At 54.2% G+C, this 18,971-nt stretch carries 24 protein-coding genes, 1 tRNA gene and 3 pseudogenes; 20 read left to right on the forward strand and 8 right to left on the reverse strand.

The genetic code is table 11. The features are described from left to right. Nucleotides 1-839 (forward strand): annotated as a pseudogene (locus tag ACR3EM_RS00005) (sensor histidine kinase); the annotation flags it as partial. Nucleotides 840-903: 64 nt separating this feature from the next. Continuing rightward, nucleotides 904-981: transfer RNA gene (locus ACR3EM_RS00010), tRNA-Cys, on the forward strand. Nucleotides 982-1,651: 670 nt separating this feature from the next. Here ACR3EM_RS00010 and ACR3EM_RS00015 read toward each other — a convergent pair. Then, nucleotides 1,652-2,029, reverse strand: a complete 378-nt coding sequence (locus tag ACR3EM_RS00015) for a hypothetical protein (protein WP_480471870.1) — start codon at nt 2,027-2,029, stop codon at nt 1,652-1,654. An 81-nt stretch (nt 2,030-2,110) separates the two neighbouring features. On the opposite strand from ACR3EM_RS00015, the pseudogene ACR3EM_RS00020 reads away from it, so the two are divergent. The 5 genes and pseudogenes from ACR3EM_RS00020 to ACR3EM_RS00040 all read left to right on the forward strand — a co-directional run. Next, nucleotides 2,111-2,284, forward strand: a pseudogene (locus ACR3EM_RS00020) (helix-turn-helix domain-containing protein); the annotation flags it as partial. Nucleotides 2,285-2,584: 300 nt separating this feature from the next. Further along, nucleotides 2,585-2,833 carry an EF-hand domain-containing protein gene (locus tag ACR3EM_RS00025; protein ID WP_480468788.1) on the forward strand — a complete coding sequence of 83 codons (249 nt, stop codon included), beginning with the start codon at nt 2,585-2,587 and terminating at the stop codon, nt 2,831-2,833. A gap of 26 nt (nt 2,834-2,859) precedes the next feature. Then, nucleotides 2,860-3,366, forward strand: coding sequence for a hypothetical protein (locus ACR3EM_RS00030; protein WP_480468789.1), 507 nt, complete (start codon nt 2,860-2,862; stop codon nt 3,364-3,366). Nucleotides 3,367-3,916: 550 nt separating this feature from the next. Then, nucleotides 3,917-4,078, forward strand: a complete 162-nt coding sequence (locus ACR3EM_RS00035) for a hypothetical protein (protein WP_480468790.1) — start codon at nt 3,917-3,919, stop codon at nt 4,076-4,078. 121 nt (nt 4,079-4,199) lie between these two features. Next, nucleotides 4,200-4,346: a hypothetical protein gene (locus ACR3EM_RS00040; RefSeq protein WP_480468791.1), complete on the forward strand. Its 147-nt coding sequence runs from the start codon at nt 4,200-4,202 to the stop codon at nt 4,344-4,346. A gap of 49 nt (nt 4,347-4,395) precedes the next feature. Here the strand turns inward: ACR3EM_RS00040 and ACR3EM_RS00045 are convergent, their stop codons facing one another. Beyond that, nucleotides 4,396-5,259: a LysR family transcriptional regulator gene (locus tag ACR3EM_RS00045; RefSeq protein WP_480468792.1), complete on the reverse strand. Its 864-nt coding sequence runs from the start codon at nt 5,257-5,259 to the stop codon at nt 4,396-4,398. Nucleotides 5,260-5,617: 358 nt separating this feature from the next. Here ACR3EM_RS00045 and ACR3EM_RS00050 point away from each other — a divergent pair, with 358 nt between their 5' ends. The 6 genes and pseudogenes from ACR3EM_RS00050 (at nt 5,618) to ACR3EM_RS00075 (ending at nt 8,722) form a co-directional block, all read left to right on the forward strand. Next, nucleotides 5,618-5,806 (forward strand): EF-hand domain-containing protein, encoded by a 189-nt coding sequence (locus ACR3EM_RS00050; RefSeq protein ID WP_480468793.1) that lies wholly within the window; start codon nt 5,618-5,620, stop codon nt 5,804-5,806. 455 nt (nt 5,807-6,261) lie between these two features. Further along, nucleotides 6,262-7,140, forward strand: coding sequence for a LysR family transcriptional regulator (locus ACR3EM_RS00055; protein WP_480468794.1), 879 nt, complete (start codon nt 6,262-6,264; stop codon nt 7,138-7,140). Between the two features lie 53 nt (nt 7,141-7,193). Continuing rightward, nucleotides 7,194-7,403: a hypothetical protein gene (locus ACR3EM_RS00060; protein ID WP_480468795.1), complete on the forward strand. Its 210-nt coding sequence runs from the start codon at nt 7,194-7,196 to the stop codon at nt 7,401-7,403. 79 nt (nt 7,404-7,482) lie between these two features. Next, nucleotides 7,483-7,700 (forward strand): annotated as a pseudogene (gene groEL, locus ACR3EM_RS00065) (chaperonin GroEL); the annotation flags it as partial. Between the two features lie 389 nt (nt 7,701-8,089). Next, the gene (locus tag ACR3EM_RS00070) at nt 8,090-8,338 is read left to right on the forward strand and encodes an EF-hand domain-containing protein (protein WP_480468796.1); all 249 of its coding nucleotides are present in this window, start codon (nt 8,090-8,092) and stop codon (nt 8,336-8,338) included. A gap of 18 nt (nt 8,339-8,356) precedes the next feature. After that, nucleotides 8,357-8,722 carry a hypothetical protein gene (locus ACR3EM_RS00075; protein ID WP_480468797.1) on the forward strand — a complete coding sequence of 122 codons (366 nt, stop codon included), beginning with the start codon at nt 8,357-8,359 and terminating at the stop codon, nt 8,720-8,722. Between the two features lie 47 nt (nt 8,723-8,769). Here ACR3EM_RS00075 and ACR3EM_RS00080 read toward each other — a convergent pair whose 3' ends face one another. From ACR3EM_RS00080 to ACR3EM_RS00095, 4 genes are read right to left on the reverse strand one after another with little or no spacing between them, the layout of a single operon-like run. Next, on the reverse strand, nt 8,770-9,804 hold the full coding sequence (locus tag ACR3EM_RS00080) for a succinylglutamate desuccinylase/aspartoacylase family protein (protein WP_480468798.1): 1,035 nt from the start codon (nt 9,802-9,804) through the stop codon (nt 8,770-8,772). Between the two features lie 5 nt (nt 9,805-9,809). After that, nucleotides 9,810-10,715: a 30S ribosomal protein S6--L-glutamate ligase gene (gene rimK, locus ACR3EM_RS00085; protein WP_480468799.1), complete on the reverse strand. Its 906-nt coding sequence runs from the start codon at nt 10,713-10,715 to the stop codon at nt 9,810-9,812. Continuing rightward, nucleotides 10,712-11,212 (reverse strand): ATP-dependent zinc protease family protein, encoded by a 501-nt coding sequence (locus ACR3EM_RS00090; RefSeq protein WP_480468800.1) that lies wholly within the window; start codon nt 11,210-11,212, stop codon nt 10,712-10,714. Before ACR3EM_RS00090 ends, rimK begins: the two co-directional genes overlap by 4 nt. A 5-nt stretch (nt 11,213-11,217) precedes the next feature. Then, on the reverse strand, nt 11,218-11,496 hold the full coding sequence (locus ACR3EM_RS00095; RefSeq protein WP_480468801.1) for a hypothetical protein: 279 nt from the start codon (nt 11,494-11,496) through the stop codon (nt 11,218-11,220). A 95-nt stretch (nt 11,497-11,591) separates the two neighbouring features. Here ACR3EM_RS00095 and mgtE point away from each other — a divergent pair, with 95 nt between their 5' ends. The 4 genes from mgtE (at nt 11,592) to groL (ending at nt 16,061) form a co-directional block, all read left to right on the forward strand. Continuing rightward, nucleotides 11,592-12,956, forward strand: coding sequence for a magnesium transporter (gene mgtE / locus ACR3EM_RS00100; RefSeq protein WP_480468802.1), 1,365 nt, complete (start codon nt 11,592-11,594; stop codon nt 12,954-12,956). 218 nt (nt 12,957-13,174) lie between these two features. Further along, complete coding sequence (locus ACR3EM_RS00105; RefSeq protein ID WP_480468803.1) at nt 13,175-13,726, forward strand: 2OG-Fe(II) oxygenase; 552 nt, start codon at nt 13,175-13,177, stop codon at nt 13,724-13,726. 331 nt (nt 13,727-14,057) lie between these two features. Then, nucleotides 14,058-14,369, forward strand: a complete 312-nt coding sequence (gene groES / locus ACR3EM_RS00110) for a co-chaperone GroES (protein ID WP_480468804.1) — start codon at nt 14,058-14,060, stop codon at nt 14,367-14,369. 51 nt (nt 14,370-14,420) lie between these two features. After that, nucleotides 14,421-16,061, forward strand: coding sequence for a chaperonin GroEL (gene groL / locus ACR3EM_RS00115; RefSeq protein WP_480468805.1), 1,641 nt, complete (start codon nt 14,421-14,423; stop codon nt 16,059-16,061). Between the two features lie 41 nt (nt 16,062-16,102). Here groL and ACR3EM_RS00120 read toward each other — a convergent pair whose 3' ends face one another. Next, the gene (locus ACR3EM_RS00120) at nt 16,103-16,474 is read right to left on the reverse strand and encodes a hypothetical protein (RefSeq protein WP_480468806.1); all 372 of its coding nucleotides are present in this window, start codon (nt 16,472-16,474) and stop codon (nt 16,103-16,105) included. 387 nt (nt 16,475-16,861) lie between these two features. After that, on the reverse strand, nt 16,862-17,095 hold the full coding sequence (locus ACR3EM_RS00125) for a hypothetical protein (protein WP_010442296.1): 234 nt from the start codon (nt 17,093-17,095) through the stop codon (nt 16,862-16,864). A 135-nt stretch (nt 17,096-17,230) separates the two neighbouring features. Between ACR3EM_RS00125 and ACR3EM_RS00130 the strand changes: the two genes are divergently transcribed. From ACR3EM_RS00130 to ACR3EM_RS00140, 3 genes are all read left to right on the forward strand, one after another. Beyond that, nucleotides 17,231-17,983 carry a Crp/Fnr family transcriptional regulator gene (locus ACR3EM_RS00130; protein ID WP_170499212.1) on the forward strand — a complete coding sequence of 251 codons (753 nt, stop codon included), beginning with the start codon at nt 17,231-17,233 and terminating at the stop codon, nt 17,981-17,983. Nucleotides 17,984-18,429: 446 nt separating this feature from the next. Then, nucleotides 18,430-18,738: a hypothetical protein gene (locus ACR3EM_RS00135; RefSeq protein ID WP_170499210.1), complete on the forward strand. Its 309-nt coding sequence runs from the start codon at nt 18,430-18,432 to the stop codon at nt 18,736-18,738. A 3-nt stretch (nt 18,739-18,741) separates the two neighbouring features. Further along, nucleotides 18,742-18,954, forward strand: a complete 213-nt coding sequence (locus ACR3EM_RS00140; RefSeq protein ID WP_480468807.1) for a hypothetical protein — start codon at nt 18,742-18,744, stop codon at nt 18,952-18,954. Nucleotides 18,955-18,971 lie beyond the last annotated feature (17 nt).

Below are 18,971 nucleotides of genomic sequence, written 5' to 3' on the forward strand. Positions count from 1 at the left end.
CGTCCGATCAAAGGCGTGGTCGGCTATATGCAGCGCTATGCAACCGCACCGGAGGACGCGCGCGGTATCATCTCCCCCAGCTCCAAAGTGACCGAACTGCGTGAGGCGGAAGAGGCGCTTCAGACGCTCCAAACCGATCTAACGCAGGCCCTGAAGCAACGCGAGCGGTTGGCACAACTGGGCGGGGCGGTCGCCAAGGTCAGCCATGATCTTCGCAATATCCTGACATCGGCACAGCTGTTCACTGACCGGATCGAGACCAGTGACGACCCGCTGGTGCGTCGCTTGGCGCCAAAGCTGGTCAACTCGATAACCCGTGCGGTGTCTTTATGCGAAAGCACGCTGGCTTTCGGTCGCGCCGAAGAGCCGGCCCCGACCCTGACCATGGTGCACCTGCAGGACGTTGCCGCTGATGTTGTTGCCAGCGAACAGCTTGCTATCGCCGATGCCTGTGTCGAAATCGTCAATGACGTCCCCAAGGAGTTGGTGATCCGCGCCGATCCCGAACAGATTTACCGCGTTATTCTGAACCTCGTACGCAATGCCCGTCAGGCTCTTATTGCTGCGGGCAAGCCGGGTCGGATCACCGTCTCCGCTGTGGAACAGGACACCGAGTGGTGTATCGAAATCAGCGATACAGGACCGGCCTACCACCCAAAGCACGTGAGAATTTGTTCACGCCATTTCAGGGTGGGGTTCGAAAGGGTGGATCCGGTCTTGGCCTTGCAATATCGCAGGAATTGGTGCGTGGCCATGGTGGCGACCTATTCCTGAAGGATACCGGAGCGCAGGGAACTGTCTTTGAAATAAGGCTTCCCCGGGGCGGCGTGACTTTTTGAAGATTTTTTGCAGAATCCGCTTGCACGCGCTCAGCCCCGGGTCTACATAGCGCCTCACCAACGCGGACCGATAGCTCAGCTGGATAGAGTACTTGACTACAGAATCAAGGGGTCGGGGGTTCGAATCCTCCTCGGTCCGCCACTTGTACCGTGTGTCAGGCGACACATAGTTCTGCCACCAGCGACAGAACCTTGCCATTTTCGCCACACTTCCTTCATCCAGCACCTAGACCGATTTCAATGATCCTGACTTCCCTTTCGGGAAAATCAGGGCTGATTTGCAGATCAGACGCCGAAGGCGCTTGTTCCTGCTGATCTGCCACGTGGCGAACGCGGATGGGGGCGAGGCAATGCTATTCGACAATAGTGGTGCGGCCCGCAGGCGCAGCCGAGGACACGGTGTTGTCTAATAGGGTTGCCCGAGGGGGAAGGCAGCGTCTTACCCCTGATGGACAGGGGCGTTTGGCTTGTCCAAATCCCACTGTCCCCAAAAGATGTGCGGCGGTGTGGGCTGCGCGAGTACTGTTTGCGCGAGGCAGCCTTTTGTACTCGTTCCACTGAATGGCCACTACTCAACCAGAGATCGCTTCACATAAAACCGCTTCAGTGAGATGCGCGGTTTATTACGACGCTGTCAATCATCCGTTGGTTGCGAAAATCTGCCTTTCGAGGTCCGGATCGACGAAGACTGCAATGCGGACTTTGCTGTCATTCGATCTGTGGCTTTCGCTGACGCAGCATCGTCTCGCAGGAGCAGCACTGAATTAGCCATGTCACAGCAAGTGTTGCCACAGCGGCCGTTCAAACCGCGTTCAACGACCATATTCCAAAACGTACCGTCGCCACGTGGCAGGTTTATGCGAACGACGTGGGACTTTGCCGCCATCGTCCCTGCGGGTATTGGCTGGCGCAGTACTTGCTCGCGTGTGCAACACCTTAGTTTGGGCTTCCCGAAGCATCGGGAGCGCATCGATCAGCAGCTTGTGCCACAAACTCGGTACGGCACCGAATTCCAACAACATGTCACAGACGACCGGCAGAGAGACATCGAGCCGTGCTTGAGACCAGGTTCGCACCAACGCCTGGGCGGGGCGATGAAACTGGCTTCCTGCGGGCGTTAACTTTGCTCCGCTCTTCCCGCGTTCGAAGACAGGCTGACCAAGCTGATCTTCCAGAGGACGAACGCGAATGCTGACCGTTGATTATGTGTAAAACACACGACTTGATCTGACATTTCTGCTCTTTTGGAGCGCAAGCAAGAGTGTCGATCAATGACAAGCATTCAGGAAAAGATCATCAAGCCGAAGCTGGGGCTGCTGGAATTGGCCAAGCAACTCGGCAGCGTTTCACAGGCCTACAAGGTGATAGGTTATTCGCGGGACAGCTTCTACCGGTTCAAGGAACTGTATGAACAAGGCGGCGAAGAAGCCCTGATGGATCTCAGCCTCCTTGGGAATGTCCGTGCAAATTCAATGCCCATACTTATCTATTTGTAGTTCTGATATCAGCGTCAACATAAATTTGTTTTTCAAACCAATCGATTGACCCCATATTGTCTGTGTAGCGGTCTGGAGCCGACACATGTTCGGAACACGATCCATGATATTGTGAGAAGTGTCGCTCCCGATCTCTCGTGACGCCGACGCCTGAGTGAGGAGTTTTCACGGTCCCGCTCTTGGGCCGCCGCATCAAGAATGAAGATCTCAACCTGGGATCCTATGGGTGCCCCATTCATGGAGAAAATCATGAGCCGCGTATCAATAGGTGCACTACTCGCGATGCTGATGGTGACATCGGCTTTTGCAATGCCCGCCGAAATCGACACCGATGGTGATGGAATGGCGTCTTTTGCCGAAATCCAGGCGTTTTATCCTCAAGTGACAGAAGAACTATTCGGAGAGATCGACCTTGATGACGACGGATACGTCAATGATGAAGAATTCCTGCAAGCGGTCGGAGAAGAACTCGTCACTGACCCGGTAACTGACGCATAATCCGGTCGTCGCGGAGTGATCGACACATGTCTAACAGCACACGGATCAAAAGACTGTTCCTAGGTGCCGCAGGCCTCTCGCTACTCTTGTCCCCCTTCGTCATGCTCAGCCAGGCCAGCCTGTCCATTGGAACCTCGGCCCTGGTGGTTCTTGTTTCGATGTCCATAGGTTTTCAGGCGTTGGTGACCGCAGTATTGAATTCGCAACATTATTGCTGGGTTCGTGGTGCCTTGGGAATAGCATTGGGAATTGAAATACTGGGAGGTACGTCGGCGCTCGGCTACGCCGAACAGTACACGGTCGCGCTAAGTGCCAGAATCGTAGGGGTTGCGCTCATCTCAATCGCAGTTGCCGAGTGTTTTGATAACAATCAACACGGCGGCTCCAGGCAGGTGAAGGGCGGGGAATTGCCCTGTATTCATTGCGCTACTGGCGCCGGCTGGGTGAGCCTCGGAAGGCTCCAGAGACGATCTTGGCCTTCAGGTCAAGCTGTCAGAGGTCTGGTAAGCCGACAAAATCGATTCACCCTGTGACGATCAGCGGTTGACGTCCCGGCAACTGGTGCTTTGCCGTCATGAGACCTCGTAAGAAAACCACGCCGACAAGTTCACCGAGATCGTTAACTATGTATGGATGCCGGCTGCGATAGCGCTCAAAATCGCCTTCGTCCGAGGCCAGGCCTCGCAGGAATTTGCCAACGGTCTCTGTACACGAACAGTTCCAACTTGCAGCCACCGCACAACCTCAGGAACCTCGTTGAACTGGACCCACAATCAGCACCAAAGGGCTGAAACGAAAAGCTTGACCAATTGACGCGACACCTGTGATCGGCCCAAATCCCGATTTTTTCAACACTATCCAGGCAAAGAAAACCTTCGCTGCAGTCACGCCAATGGCCGCTTCAGGAATCGGAAACTTTATTTCACCCCGTCAACTTCGGAGCCAGATGTCCGAAAATAGACTGCGTCTAAGGAGGGTGTATTGACAAAACAAATATCAACGCGCAGATAAATTCGCTTCTCAGAATTCCGTGGCGCGCGTAGCTTTGAGCAATGATGAAATCGTTGGTCTGAGGAATCAGAGATGGCTAAGCAGAAACCCGTAGATAAGTATATCCGCGACCAGGATCGCAGCCCTACGAGCATTTTGTCTCGCTTGAAGTCAAAAAAACAGTTGCGCAAGTTTGCCAAGAAACATGCCAAAACCCGGCGTGAAGATTTTAACGATTCACCCGCCCAGAACTAGCTTTCCGGCTACCACTTGAGTCCAACAGCGGGCTTGAGGCCTGCATGTCGCTAAAAAGCGTATGCAGGCATCTTTTGCTGCATTATCCGAAAATTTGGCTTCAGCGATTGACACACTCACCATGAAAGACAGACGTCTATGGATTGCGGGTGTCGCGGCGACCGTTGTTCTTGTCGTCGCTGTCGCTTTCGTCAGCGGCTGCTTCGGCGACGGAGAAACTGAGACACTGATCCCTACCAGCCCTGAGGTTTCGTCACCGGAGGGATGATCGACTAGCTTGGTGATCGGATGCGCTGACGCAGTATGCGTCAACGCATTCACTTTGCACCGACCAGCAAGGATCTTGCGACTTCCTTCAGGTAACTGGCCGCCTGGCCTGGAAAGCTGTCACTTTGTTCTTTGTTAAAAACAGCATGAGCTGCGTAGGCAAACCTAGGTGCATTATTTACGATTCGTAGCGATCCGTCCTTGATCCCTGTTTCAACAATTCGGCGCGGAAAGTAACCCGACGCTGGTGTGGACATCAGGTATTGCAGCCCAAGTGTTCCGATTTCCAGGTGCAAGCCTGGCGTGACAAGGTCAGGAAAATTCAGTAGGTGATCCGCCCGAAATTCGGGTCCCCAATCAACAAAAATGTAACGGCCGCCGAGTGGGTTTCCCAATTCTTCCATGTCGCTACTGACGAGGACAAATTCGTCTTCAAAGAGCTGCAGTGCAACAAGCCCAACCGTATTTCTGGGACGGTACATGACTGCGAGGTCTAGAATACCATCTTCGACTTGCTGGTTCAGATCGACTGCGTTGGCCCAGGACGCTTTGACGGCCACGTTTGGCAACGTGTTCTCCAAGCCTGGCATAGCTGTGGTCAAGAACCCATCCCACAGGCTGGGGAATGCACCGATTTCAAGTGAGGCATAGAGTTCGGCAGGCAATGCGGCATCCAGCTTTGCCTGCGTCCACGTTCGCACAAGCGTGACTGCATGCCGCTGAAAATGCACTCCGGCTGGCGTCAAAGTTGCCCCTGTCTTGCTCCGTTCAAAGACGGGGTGCCCAAGCTGTTGTTCAAGGGTTCTGATGCGCATGCTTACCGTCGATTGGGTAACGTGCACCTTATCTGAGGCTTCGAGAAAGCTACCGGTTTCGACGACAGCAAGAAAGGTTCGGGCGAGTTCGATATCCATTCGGCACCTATTTGCATCTACGATAACATCGTCATGTTAAGTTCGTTATTCAAGTTTGAACGAATGTGAGAATTTGATCCTGCGAGCGACTCTCGCTCGCTGTGATCAGGAGTATTTCACATGAAATCGACATCCAAACCCAAGCCCAAGCCCAAACCCGCGTCGAAACCGGGTCCAAGGACAAACCAACGGTCGGCGCTGCCAAAGCCGGACACAACTCGGATCGCTAAGCGCCTCCGAGATCGCCCAAAAACAACAAGGGCTGCTTGAGGGCAGCCCAATCGAAAAGGAGAATACAATGAATCGCATTTTCTACGCTATTTTCCTCGCTTCTATTCTTGCCACAACGGCAGGCGCAATGACCGCCGATGTTGACACGGATGGCGACGGCTTCGCGTCGATGGCGGAACTTCAGGTGGTCTACCCTGACCTGACAGAAGAGGTGTTTCAGGAAATCGACACTGATGGTGACGGCCTCGTCAATGACGAAGAGATGCTCGTTGCGATCGATGACGACCTGATCGCTGATCCCGAAGGCGATAAGTAAAGCCGACCAGGGAACGCTTGCCATGCAAACGTTTGATCTGTTCCGATGGCTCGATACCACATTTGGGCTCTGGTTGACCCTGTCCCCCTTTTTGATGTTCAACCAGGCGCCCTGTTTCAAGGTGTGGTAACCAATGAAGCGGTGACCTTGATGGTATTCGGCCTGCTTGCCCTTGTTATCGCGGGTTTCTGATACAAGAGGCACCGTGCAATTCAAATTGCCATTGGCAGTATTCTCGGAGCTGGACTGATCACGTCGCCCTGGTTGTTCGGATTTTCCGGCAATGTCGTGGCGGCTTGGTACACCGGACTGATCGGTCTTGGTGTTTTGGTGACAACTCTGTTTGCACTGGTGAAGTCTCAAACCGAGTTGAGTTCTTAGTAAGTTTGTCACCGAGGGGTGGGAAACCGCCCCTCACTCCTTTGGACCATTCCGGAACGCATGGAAGTAGCTAGATGGACATTAAGTTTGCACGAGCATTTGTCGCGATTGTCGAAACCGGCAGTTTCCGTAAGGCCGCGGCAAGACTGAGCCTGGAGGAAGCGACGGTGCGCGATCAAATCGCTGCTATGGAACGTCTGCTGGGCAAGCAGGTTTTCAAGGAAAACGGATCTGCCCCAAACCTCACGCCAGCTGGTCGGCATTTCCTGCCGCATGCTAGGGCGTTGATACGCACCTGGACAAAGGCAAAACTGGAAGTTGCGTTGCCAGAAGACATCGAAGTTGCGCTGGAGATTGGAACGACCTCCTATCTGTGGGAGCATATACTTCTGCCGTCCTTCTTCAGGATCAGAAATGAGCTACCAAAGACTGCGATCAAGACGGTCGTTGGCACCCCGGAAACGCTTGCCCAACAGTTCAAATTTGGAAGCCTGGATGCTGTCATTACGCATGATGCCTCGCTCTTTGATGTGGGTGAACGTGCGCATCTGTTTCGTGATGAATATGTCTTTGTGGGCCATGACAAGAAGCAGTCATCGCCAGACAATTCTTATGTGTTCCTCGACTGGGGTCCGCAGTTCAGGGCCGAGCATCTTCTGTACTTTCCACATCTTGTGACACCGAACCTGCAGTTGGATGCTAGCCCGGCCGTTGTCGATTATGTGGAGGACGTTGGAGCCAGTGGCTATTTTCCGTATCGATTGATCTGCGAACACCTGTCAGATTTGGAGTTCGATGTTGTCACGGACGCACCACGCATTCCCTATTCCGCCTACGCAATTTTTGATCGCGAGATGAGCCAGAATGTGATGGCCGTTCTGAAAGCGATCCTAACCGAGACGTCCAACCCTGCAGTGACAGCAATCCAGCGCAAGATGACACTCGTTCATTAGGGTGCTGAAGACGGCCAGCCACCTTGACCAGTAGATGCTCCCAGGAGGAAACGATGACTGCTTTTGATCGACCAATCCCGATGTTCGCCAAGTATCCATTCGAGGTGATCAGGCGTCTGTATGACCGCCCGCTGCGGAAAGATACAGCTCAGGAAATCGACGATTTCGAGTGCCTCGATGACGCGCCAGACCTGGATTATTGGGAACCTGCAGAGACCTTGCAAAGGGAGGCTGATTGGGGGTCGGAGACTATGCGGCTCTAGTTTCGGCGAAAATTGAGGTGTCCTCAGAATTTTCCCTGAAGGCCTATTGTAGTCGATTTCGGCGATAGCCATTTACCACGTTTTGGCACATGCCATCGTCAAAGAGGGCATGAAAGCCGTGGCTGCGGGCATGAACCCCATGGATATCAAACGCGGGATCGACAAGGCCGTCGCGGCTGTTGTGACCGAAGTGAAATCGATGTCTCGCCCCCGTCGGTGACACAGCCGAGATCGCAATAGTCGGCACAATCTCTGCCAATGGTGAGGCTGCAATTGGTCAGCAGATAGCTGATGCGATAAGGAAACGCCGAACTGCAGGCGTGAGTGTCGCGCCGGATTTTCCGCGCTTGAGCAGCAGCATCGAAGAAAGTACCCGTTTCAACAACGGCCAGGAAGGTCCGGGCAAGTTCAATGTCCATGGGTCACCTATTCGGATATTCGATATTATCCGCGAGAAAAATTCGTTATTCAATAGGGTACGTTTGTGCCATATCCATTGCGTAGCGCGGAAGTGTCCCCACCAGGTCGGAACGCAAATCAACCGTTCTCATATTGTAGTGGAGGTCCCGATCTGCGGAGCCGTTGCAATCTGGGTAACAGAGAAGCCCAACCGACGCCCACGCGCTACACCAACCTCAAACTGGGCGCGCCATGAAAGGTAGCCCATATTCTCATGGAGAAGAAAAATGAGTCGAGTTTCTATTGTTGCTCTGCTCTCTTCAGTGTTTGCCCTTCCGGCATTCGCAACGCCTGCCGACTTAGACATGGACGGTGATGGTATGGCGTCTTTGGCTGAGCTTCAGACAAAGTACCCTGAAGCCTCGGAAGATTTCTTCCTGGAGATTGATGCGGATTCCGATGGGTTCATCAATGACGGCGAATTCGTTACCGCTGTCGATGCAGAACTTCTTCCCGGCCCAGTAGGGGATCAGTAAACAAAGGTCGTCACGGTTATGAGAAAGCCAATCCCACCCCAGAAATGGCTGCTTGCCGCGATGGGTATCTGGCTGGTTCTGTCCCCATTTCTCCTGTTTCGTCAGGAAACCCTGTTACAGGGTATGGCTGAATCTGAAGCTCTCGTCTTCATGGCCACTGGCTTTGGTGCTTTGGTCATGGCTGGCGCTGGCGACCGGAGCCACCTTCTCGCACGGGTGGCTCCGGTATCGGCACTTGGGGTTTCTCTAATTGCCGCACCTGCGGCCCTGAGCTTTACCGGCCACATTGTGGCGACGGCAAATGCATGGCTAACGGGATCGGCGCTGATCGCGCTCGCAGTTTGGGAGGTAAAAGCGAGCCGCGTATTGCGTACAATCTCGTAATCTGGCGCGGGGCAGGCAACTGCCCCGCGTTCTTGTTTTCTGACCACCTAAATGATCTCATCCTCATCAAACATTGGATCGCCGTCGAGCTGATTGGCGATCATGTCGACCCGCATTTCAACATCGGCGCTCGTCGTTTTGGCGATATGAAACAAGGCATCACCCTCGTGCACAAATGGCAAATTGGTGCGGCCCACAATGATACCGTCCGCTTCTCCAAGAACATCCATTCTGATTTCACCAAAAGGGTCCGAGATCCGGCCAAGCAAGTCGCCGACCTCCACATATTCGCCTGCCGCCTTGAACGTTCTAAGCAAACCACCGACCGGAGCGCGCACCCAGGAACTCGTCCGTGCGTGAACCGGCGCTTCACGCACGGGAGCGATGCCACGCTTGGCGACCATGCCCATCGCGTTCATAACCCGAAGAATACCTGCGAGACCCGCCCGAGCCGAAAGCTCGTCGAAACGCAACCCTTCTCCCCCTTCGAACAGCAGCACATCGACACCTCGCTCTTGTGCCGCTTTTCGCAGGGACCCGTCGCGCAGCTTGGAAATCATGACGACCGGTGCACCGAACGCATCGGAGTATCTGATCGTCGCATCCGAAGCCGGAGAAACTCGAATTTGAGGCAAGTTGGTGCGGTGGATCGCGGCAGAATGAAGATCGATACCGAGATCGGAACGCTCAACAATTTCGGTCATAAAGATATGTGCGAGGCGGCCCGCCAATGATCCACCCTCGCTGCCGGGAAACGACCGGTTTAGGTCGCGCCTGTCCGGAAGGTATCTCGATTGGGTCATGAAGCCGAACGCGTTCACGATTGGCACAACCAGCAAAGTGCCCGCGATCTTGTCGAGTTGAGGTGCCCGTAGCAATCGCCGTGCGATTTCGACGCCAATCACCTCATCGCCATGAATTGCCGCGCTGACAAATAGGACTGGTCCTGGGCGGCGGCCATGAACCACATGCACTGACATGCTGACAGGCGTATGATCGGACATCACGCTCACCGGCAGATCGAGCGTAGCCCGCGTGCCTGCCGGGACGGTGAAACCACCGATTTCAAATGGCTCGCGCATAGCCGTTATCCGCGCCCTCTGGTCTTGGTGTTTCCCTTGGTGGCGTTCTTTTCCAGAAACTCGATGATCTTGCCCGCAACATCAATGCCGGTTGCCTTTTCCACCCCTTCAAGTCCTGGTGAGGAGTTCACCTCCATGACAACCGCTCCATGATTGGCGCGCAGCATATCTACGCCGCAGACATTCAGCCCCATCGTCTTGGCTGCACGCACGGCGGTAGAGCGTTCCTCGGGCGAGATCTTGATGGGTTGGGCACTTCCACCCCGGTGCAGGTTGGATCTGAACTCTCCCTCGGCCCCCTTCCGCTGCATCGCCGCGATAACACGGCCACCAACCACAAGCGCACGAATATCTGCGCCGCCCGCTTCCTTGATGAACTCCTGGACCATGATGTTAACTTTCGCGCCGCGAAAAGCCTCGACAACGGATTTTGCCGACCGGTTTGAGTCGGCAAGAACCACCCCGATGCCCTGCGTACCCTCCAGCAGCTTGACCACCAGTGGAGCGTCGCCCGCGAGTTTGAGAACTTCGCCGGTCTGTTTCGGATCATGAGCGAAGGTGGTGACCGGCAAACCAATGCCGTCCCGCGCCATGAGCTGCATGGAGCGCAGCTTGTCGCGCGATCTGCCAATCGCCACTGACTCGTTGAGTGGGAAAACACCCATGATTTCGAATTGCCGCAGCACGGCCAATCCATAGAACGTGACCGACGCTCCTATCCGGGGGATCACCGCGTCATAACGCCCGAGCTTCTTACCATCGTAATAGACCTCCGGCCGGCGTGAAGCGATGTTCATGTAGCAGCGCAGCGTGTTCACGATATCAAGCTCGTGGCCGCGCTGCTCGGCGGCTTCTTTCAGACGGCGGTGCGAATAAAGGTCCGGGTTCCGGGCCAGCATGACAAATTTCATTGGCGTTGTCCTTCCGGGTCCTTGCGTCTGGCTTTCTTCTTGATCCCTGTTGGAGCTTCTCCGGAACCCAGCAGATAGGAGTGACCCGGATCGACTAAAATCCCCCGCCTGCGAATGGCGGTGCGGCCAAGGATCAGATCAAATTCCATCTTCGCACGGTTGGCCAAAGAGACGTCGATCTGCCAACGATGCCGTCCAAGCAAAAGCTGCGTTCTAACGATCAGTCGACGTTCTGGGACACCACCTGTGTTCTTGATCTCGCGTTCGTCGACAACTCTGGTTCGAACCCGGTTTGGTGAACGGCGGTTCTGGACTGGTATCATGAACTCAACCCATCGCTCGCCGTCAATTTCAAACACTGTCTGATCTACAGCATGGAGTGCTGCGGTTCTTGCACCGGTGTCTATCTTGGCCGGGATATTCTCTATTCCGAAGTCGGGCAGGCTGATGCGTTCACGCCAACCTATGATTTCTGGGTGTGCCGCACGCTTCACCATAGCGTCTACTCTATGCAGTCATCGTTGGCACGTCTGTAGTTCACAAACGAATTGGCGCTCATCACGACATAAAACGTGTCCATATCGATTAACACGTACCCAAGTTCGAAAAGCGAGACCGACAATGCACGGATGTCAGTTTCGTATAAACGCCTGCGCCCTGCGATCCGACGCACGAGCTTATCCGGAATTCGATAACGTCCATTTGCCTTACCGCCAAAGTCCTGATCGTAAAGTTCCGCCAAGCGTTCAGCGGTCATGGATATCCAGTCATTTTCACGCATGACTTTTCCTATATTGGCAATAATTATTTGTCTATAGACAATTAAAATCTGCTATAAGTCCAACATTGACCAGAATCCCCATCAAAGAATTGAATATGAGCGACACAGATACTTTCCCAAAGGAACTGGAAATGCAGTTGCAGCAGGCTTTGTCAGAGCGTGACGGGGCTGAACTCGCAAACCTGCTTGATCCTCTTCCGTTGAGCGATGCATTGCGTGAGTTACTCAATCTTCCAGGAGAACAGCGGAGCATCGCACTTTCGTTGCTGCCACCGGAATTGGCTGCCGAACTTGTCGAAGAGGCACCGAATGCGCTGGCAGTCGATCTTGTCGAGCGCATGGGGTCGGAGCAAGCCGCAGAGGTTATCGAAGAGCTGGATTCGGATGTTCAGGCTGATGTCATTGGAGAGCTTGAAGACGCGGATGCGGAGGCGATCCTTACTCGGATGGATCCCGAAGATGCCGCAGAAGTTCGTCGTTTGGTCGAGTACGAGGACGATGTCGCGGGCGGCCTCATGGTTGCAGAAGCCTTCACATTTTCCGAGACCGATACAGTGGGAAGAGTGCTCAGGCGCTTCGCCAACGAAGAATATGACCTCGAACGGTATCGGGGCCAGCATCCCTACGTACTGAACTCAAATGGCACTCCAATTGGTGTGGTCTCATTACGCAGCCTCGTGTCCACTCGCCGAAGCGCGCGTTTGACTGATATCATGGTGCCCCCAATTACCGTCCAGGCCAACATGCCGCTGGAGAAGCTGGAAGACTTGTTCGGTGAACACCCGTTTCTTGGGTTGCCGGTCGTCGAGGCGGACGGGCATCTGGTGGGTGTCGTCTCACGTTCAGCCGTCGATGAAGCTCTGCTGAAACGCGCGGAATCGTCCAGCCTGAAACGTCAGGGTGTCTTCGGCGATGAACTTCGGTCGATGCCGATTCCACTTCGGGCGCGGCGGCGTCTACAATGGCTGTCGGCCAATATTGTTCTTAACGTGATCGCAGCTAGCGTGATCGCCGCCTACGAACAAACCCTCGCTGCTGTGATCGCGCTCGCTGTTTTCCTGCCGATGGTGTCCGACATGAGCGGCTGCTCGGGCAATCAGGCCGTCGCCGTGAGCATGCGCGAACTGTCCCTCGGCCTTGCCCGACCGATTGATGCCATGCGGGTCTGGATCAAGGAAGTGTCGGTCGGAGTGATCAACGGGTTCGTTTTGGGGCTTCTGATCGGCGCCGTTGCGTGGATGTGGAAAGGCAATCCGTTTCTGGGTTTGGTGATCGGAGGAGCGCTTGGGCTCAACACAATCATAGCTGTGTCAATCGGCGGCGTCCTGCCTTTGCTGTTGAAGCGCATCGGTCAGGACCCAGCGGTCGCCAGCGGCCCTTTGCTGACGACGATAACTGACATGGCAGGGTTTTTCCTCGTCTTAAGCCTCGCGACGGCAATGATGCCGCTTTTGGTCTGAATGTGACGTGAGACTTTAGTCCGACGGGCATTTGCCATTCCGAAACCCAGTATGAATCATGGTTGAACAGGCACGTGGTCTTGGAACCGCAAATCCCAAATAATTTTGCGTCTCACAAACAAAAAAGCGTCGCTTTCGAACGCTTTGGTCGAAAACGGCGCAGCGACATGAGCAGGTTGTCGCAATATTCAGCGGCAATCTGACAAATGGTGTTCAGGATGATGGAAATACATTCGATTCCCGGAGCGTTCACCTCCCGGGAATGCGAGCAAATTGTTGCCGCATCGAAGCAAGCCCCGGCAAATGAGGCCTTGCTGGTCGGCCAGAACAGGGATCACAACTTGCGCAGATGTGATGTGACCTGGCTGGACGACGTCAATGGAACCGGATGGGTCATGGCGCGTCTCATTAGCCTGGTGCGCCGTTCCAACACTGACAAGTTTGACTTTGATCTGCGGGAGTTCTCCGAGAGCCCGCAGGTTGCATGCTACAAGGCCTCTGATGGGGGTCATTTTGCCTGGCACTCCGATATAGGAGATGGCCCGACCGCTCGAAAACGGAAACTGACGCTGGTTGTTCAGCTCAGCAAGCCGGGAATGTATGACGGGGGCGACCTTGAGATCATGCCTGATGCCTACGCAGTGACAGCCAGTCGGTATCAGGGAAGCGCGACAGTCTTTCCCAGCTTTTTGCTACATCAGGTGACGCCGGTTGAGCAGGGCGAGCGATACTCTCTGACAGTATGGGCGCATGGCCCGGCCTTTCGTTGAGCCGCATATCATGGGCTTCTTTTTGCTCTATGTGAGGAGGCTTGAATTTATCAATCGTCGGGTGTGAGACTATCGGCAGCGAAGCGCCCCGCGAACCTGTGCTGATCGGCAGTCGGGAAGTAACATTGCTTCGTATTAGATGTTAATTTTTGAGCTACCCATTTTTATTTATTAAGTTGATTTATAACGTTTTTATCTGAGCGCCGCGACGCCAAAAATATTTACAGTCAAACCTCTTGAAACAGTGATTTACCCTTCCGAAATCTCGCTTGTTAGCACTCTCCAGCTGGAAGCGCTAATAGGATGAATCGCCAATTGAGGAGAATTCAGAATGGCCTTCAAACCTCTACATGACCGTGTGCTGGTTCGTCGCGTTGAGAGCGAAGAAAAAACCGCTGGCGGCCTGCTCATTCCAGACAGCGCAAAAGAAAAGCCCAGCGAAGGCGAAGTTGTTGCAATCGGCGAAGGCGCACGCAAGGACAACGGCGAGCTGATCGCAATGGCCGTTTCCGTAGGTGACCGGATCCTGTTCGGCAAATGGTCGGGCACCGAAGTCAACATCGGCGGTGAAGAACTGCTGATCATGAAAGAAAGCGACATCATGGGGATCATCGAGGATTCTGCTGCGGCAAAAGCCGCCTGACGCCTCAGGTTCACCAGGTAACAACAAACAACATACTAAGGAGCAAGTCACATGGCTGCTAAAGACGTCAAGTTTACGACCGATGCCCGCAATCGCATGTTGCGCGGTGTAAATATTTTGGCTGATGCCGTTAAAGTGACGCTGGGCCCCAAAGGCCGCAACGTGGTTCTGGACAAATCCTTCGGCGCGCCGCGCATCACCAAGGATGGCGTAACCGTTGCCAAAGACATCGAACTGGAAGACAAGTTCGAAAACATGGGCGCGCAGATGGTGAAAGAAGTCGCCAGCCGCACCAATGACGAAGCCGGCGACGGCACCACCACTGCAACCGTTTTGGCTCAAGCCATCGTTCGCGAAGGTCTGAAGCAGGTTGCTGCTGGCCTGAACCCGATGGACCTGAAGCGCGGCATCGATCTGGCAACTGCCAAGGTTGTCGAAGGTATCAAAGACGCTTCGCGTGAAGTTAAAGACAGCGCTGAAGTTGCTCAGGTTGGTACCATCTCGGCCAACGGCGAAGCCGAAATCGGCCAGCAGATCGCGGATGCGATGCAGAAGGTTGGCAACGAAGGCGTTATCACCGTCGAGGAAAACAAAGGTCTGGAAACCGAGACCGATGTTGTCGAAGGTATGCAGTTCGACCGTGGCTACCTGTCGCCTTACTTCGTCACCAACGCAGACAAGATGATCGCAGAGCTCGACGACTGCATGATCCTGCTGCACGAAAAGAAACTGTCCTCGCTGCAGCCGATGGTTCCGCTGCTCGAGCAGGTGATCCAGTCGCAGAAGCCTCTGCTGATCATCGCAGAAGACGTTGAAGGCGAAGCGCTGGCAACTCTGGTTGTCAACAAACTGCGCGGCGGCCTGAAAATTGCTGCTGTCAAAGCACCGGGCTTCGGCGATCGCCGCAAAGCCATGCTGCAGGACATCGCAATCCTGACCGGTGGTCAGGTCATCAGCGAAGATCTGGGCATGAAGCTCGAGTCCGTCACCATGGACATGCTGGGCACCGCCAAGAAAATCGAGATCACCAAAGACGAAACCACCATCGTCGACGGTGCTGGCGAGAAAGCCGAGATCGAAGCACGTGTTGCTCAGATCCGCACCCAGATCGAAGAAACCACCAGCGACTACGACCGTGAGAAGCTGCAAGAGCGCGTTGCCAAACTGGCAGGCGGTGTTGCCGTTATCCGCGTTGGCGGCATGACCGAAGTTGAAGTGAAAGAGCGTAAGGACCGTGTGGACGATGCTCTGAACGCAACCCGCGCTGCTGTTCAGGAAGGCGTGGTCGTTGGCGGCGGTGTTGCTCTGGTTCAGGCCGGTAAAGCTCTGGAGACTCTGAAAGGCGCAAACGCCGATCAGGATGCAGGCATCAACATCGTGCGCAAGGCGATTGAAGCGCCGTTGCGCCAGATCGCTGAGAACGCGGGCGTCGACGGTGCGGTTGTTGCCGGCAAAGTACGCGAATCTTCGGATGCCGCATTCGGCTTCAACGCTCAGACCGAAGAATATGGCGACATGTTCTCGTTTGGTGTGATCGACCCGGCCAAAGTTGTTCGTACTGCTCTGGAAGATGCGGCATCGGTTGCTGGCCTGCTGGTCACGACGGAAGCGATGGTTGCCGACAAGCCCGCCAAAGAAGGCGCACCTGCAGGCGGCATGCCCGACATGGGCGGCATGGGCGGCATGATGTAAGCTAAGTCACAAGAAGGGGGCCTTGGCCCCCTTCGTTTTATCTAGCAATGGGCTTCATTGACCGAAATAGGCTTCCCCGCACCCGCAGCGAAGATCGAGAATATTCGCAACCAGTAAGCTTCCTGTACGTAGCTCGCCGCACCCTGAACGAATGGCCGGTCTTCCCGCTTACCTGCGGCGCAGAAATCTAAGCGCTTGCGGCAATTTTCATTTTGCGAGCGCACGCAGCGAGAAATTCCAAGGTACAGGTTGGGCTCTGCCGACACCTTCGCCGCGAGATCCGTGAAAGACGGATCTGGGACGGATGGCCATTCGCCGCGCGGTGCTCGAACTGGTAAGGTGCGGACAAACCGGACTTGTGCGATTGCGGCAATTGCTGACGCAGCATTGATTTGCTGTCGCAGCACATTCATCGCTGCGTTGCAGCTGTTGTCGCCAGACCGGTCATTCAAAGCTATGATGATGCGATACTATCAAACTGTAGTTTCGAGGCACATAGGATCAGCAACTTAGACGCCGAACAAAGCCAACGTTTGCGTTGTCGCAGGCAGTGCAGTAGGACAGGCCATGCGGGCCTTCAGCCAGTAAGCAAATTCTCGTTGTGGCTCATGCAGGTGGCGGGGAAGAGGGAGTAATTCGCGGTCGTGGAATTTTTCATTAAGTTGAGATATTGCAGAGATTGGATCTTTGGTTCTTGCTTCGTGTTTGAATTGATCGGGAACGAAGCACCAATAGTGCTTCTATTTGTTGTTATGCTTTTTTGACGAGCGTAATCTTGTTTTTCTGACAGGAAACTAACGTTACTGCCGAACGCGATAGCCGGAAGCAATGATCTTGTTTATCAGAACAGCGGCGGCTTGGTGCATGTCCTTTTCATCGTTATTGCCGACCGCTGTTTCGTGGACAGCAGCTGCGTCATGCAGAACTCCCACAATTTCATGTTCGGGCAGAAGCTCACGATCTTTAATTGCAAGCAAAAGCGCTTCACAAATTGAGAGTGCGGCCATTCCTGAATGGTCTTGCCGGTCAGCCATGGTAGACGTCCTTTTCTAACAGGCGTCCAAGCATGGAAGCGCCACGATGAATTGCACCATACTGGCATAGATTGCTGTATACTTAACTGATCGAAAGCAGTCTTGGCGTCGGATAGTTTCGCGGGCTGCTCATCGATGAAGGAAGAACACTTGCGCACTATCAAAAATAGTCCACTCACCCGAAAGCTTTCAAACTTCGTCGCTCTGACTGAGGTTGAACTTGCGGTATTGGCACGCCTGCACAAGCGTCGCAGAACCTTTGAAGCCGGACGTGACCTTGTGCATCAAGGGCAATCAGAGCAGGCGGCCTACATTCTGGCCTCGGGCTGGGTTTGTTCCTACAAAACCCAGACTGACGGGTCGCGTCAGATCGTCGATTTCCAAATACCGGGTGACTTTCTGGGCTTGCGAAGCGTTTTGTTGCACACCTCGGATCACAGCATAGAACCAATCATGGAAATCCAAGCCATTGAAGTAGTAGTGGATGATCTCCTGGAAGCATTTGCGCAGACGCCCCGGCTGGCGACAGCAATTCTTTGGGCGGTATCTCGAGATGAAGCGATGGTGGTTGAGCACCTGGTCAACATAGGACGGCGAGATGCGGGTGAGCGCATGGCGCATTTTCTTTTGGAACTTGGTGTGAGGTTGACTCAGGTCGGGATGGCAAACAAGACGGGATACACTTGCCCCCTGACACAATACCACCTTGCCGATGCGCTGGGACTGAGTGCCGTGCATGTTAATCGTGTCCTACGGCAACTGCGGGAGAAGGGGTTGGTTACTTTTCAATCCGGGCAAGTGGCATTTGATGATTATGACGGACTGGTGACGTTGGCCGGTTTTGACCCCACTTATCTGGATCAGGCCGGGCCACTGTTGAAGCAATAGGTTCACCCCTTCAGCGATGCCGGGATTTTGATGATAGTTACCTGGTTAGAGACGCCATTCGCTTCGGCAGATTTTGGATTTCACCGAAAAAGAAGCGCAAGATAAATACAGTCCGATTGCGGTACTGGATTTCCTGCGCTTCTCAAATACTCGTTAAGAACACGCCAGCAAATATCCCGCCAACACACATCACGTTGCCGGAATCCAAACATCGTTGCACTGACGCAGGTTAGTCAATTTTTGGCAGTACCTGATCCTCGGGCACCAAATGCATTTGAGATTCCAATAAAATCTCAGGTCATTGGCCGCAGACTAACATCGATCAGCGCGCGTCTGCCATTTGCACATTATTCTAAATTACAACGCCAGTACTACCGCAGCGCTTACGAGCGTGTACCGCGGCAGACTGCGCGGGGAAGATCCAACAAACTATATGGAGGACCAAGGTGAGCACGAGATCGTCCAGTTCTTTGGTGACGTTTTCAAATCCGTTCTCTTTGTCCGGCTACCCGGATGAACTTCCTGCAGGCGAGTATGAAGTAGTTGTTGTTGAAGAACTACTACAGGGCCTGAGTTTCGAAGCATATCGCAGAACCGGAACCTACCTGACAGTTCAGGGCAAAGGCAGCAAGCCAGGCCGCACGGAAATGCGCCCAATTGACCCAGAAGATTTTGAACTGGCGCTCAAGCAAGACCAAACCTTGGCCACATCTAACAATGACAGCGATGCGGCGCTTTCCCCGCAGGAGGAATAGATTATGAACACGCCCGAATGGCTTAAACCCGGAATCTACGGCGCCCTGATCGGAGGGGTTTTCGTAGGCGTCGTTGGATTTTCTTGGGGTGGATGGATGACCGGCAGTAACGCGGACAAGATGGCCAACGCCATGTCCCGCGACAATGTAATCGCTGCGTTGGTTCCGATCTGCGTCGACATGGCGAGAACTGACACCCAACGCGCCGAAAAATAACGACGATCAAAGAAGCT

The organism is Ruegeria sp. AH3 (assembly GCF_056536265.1).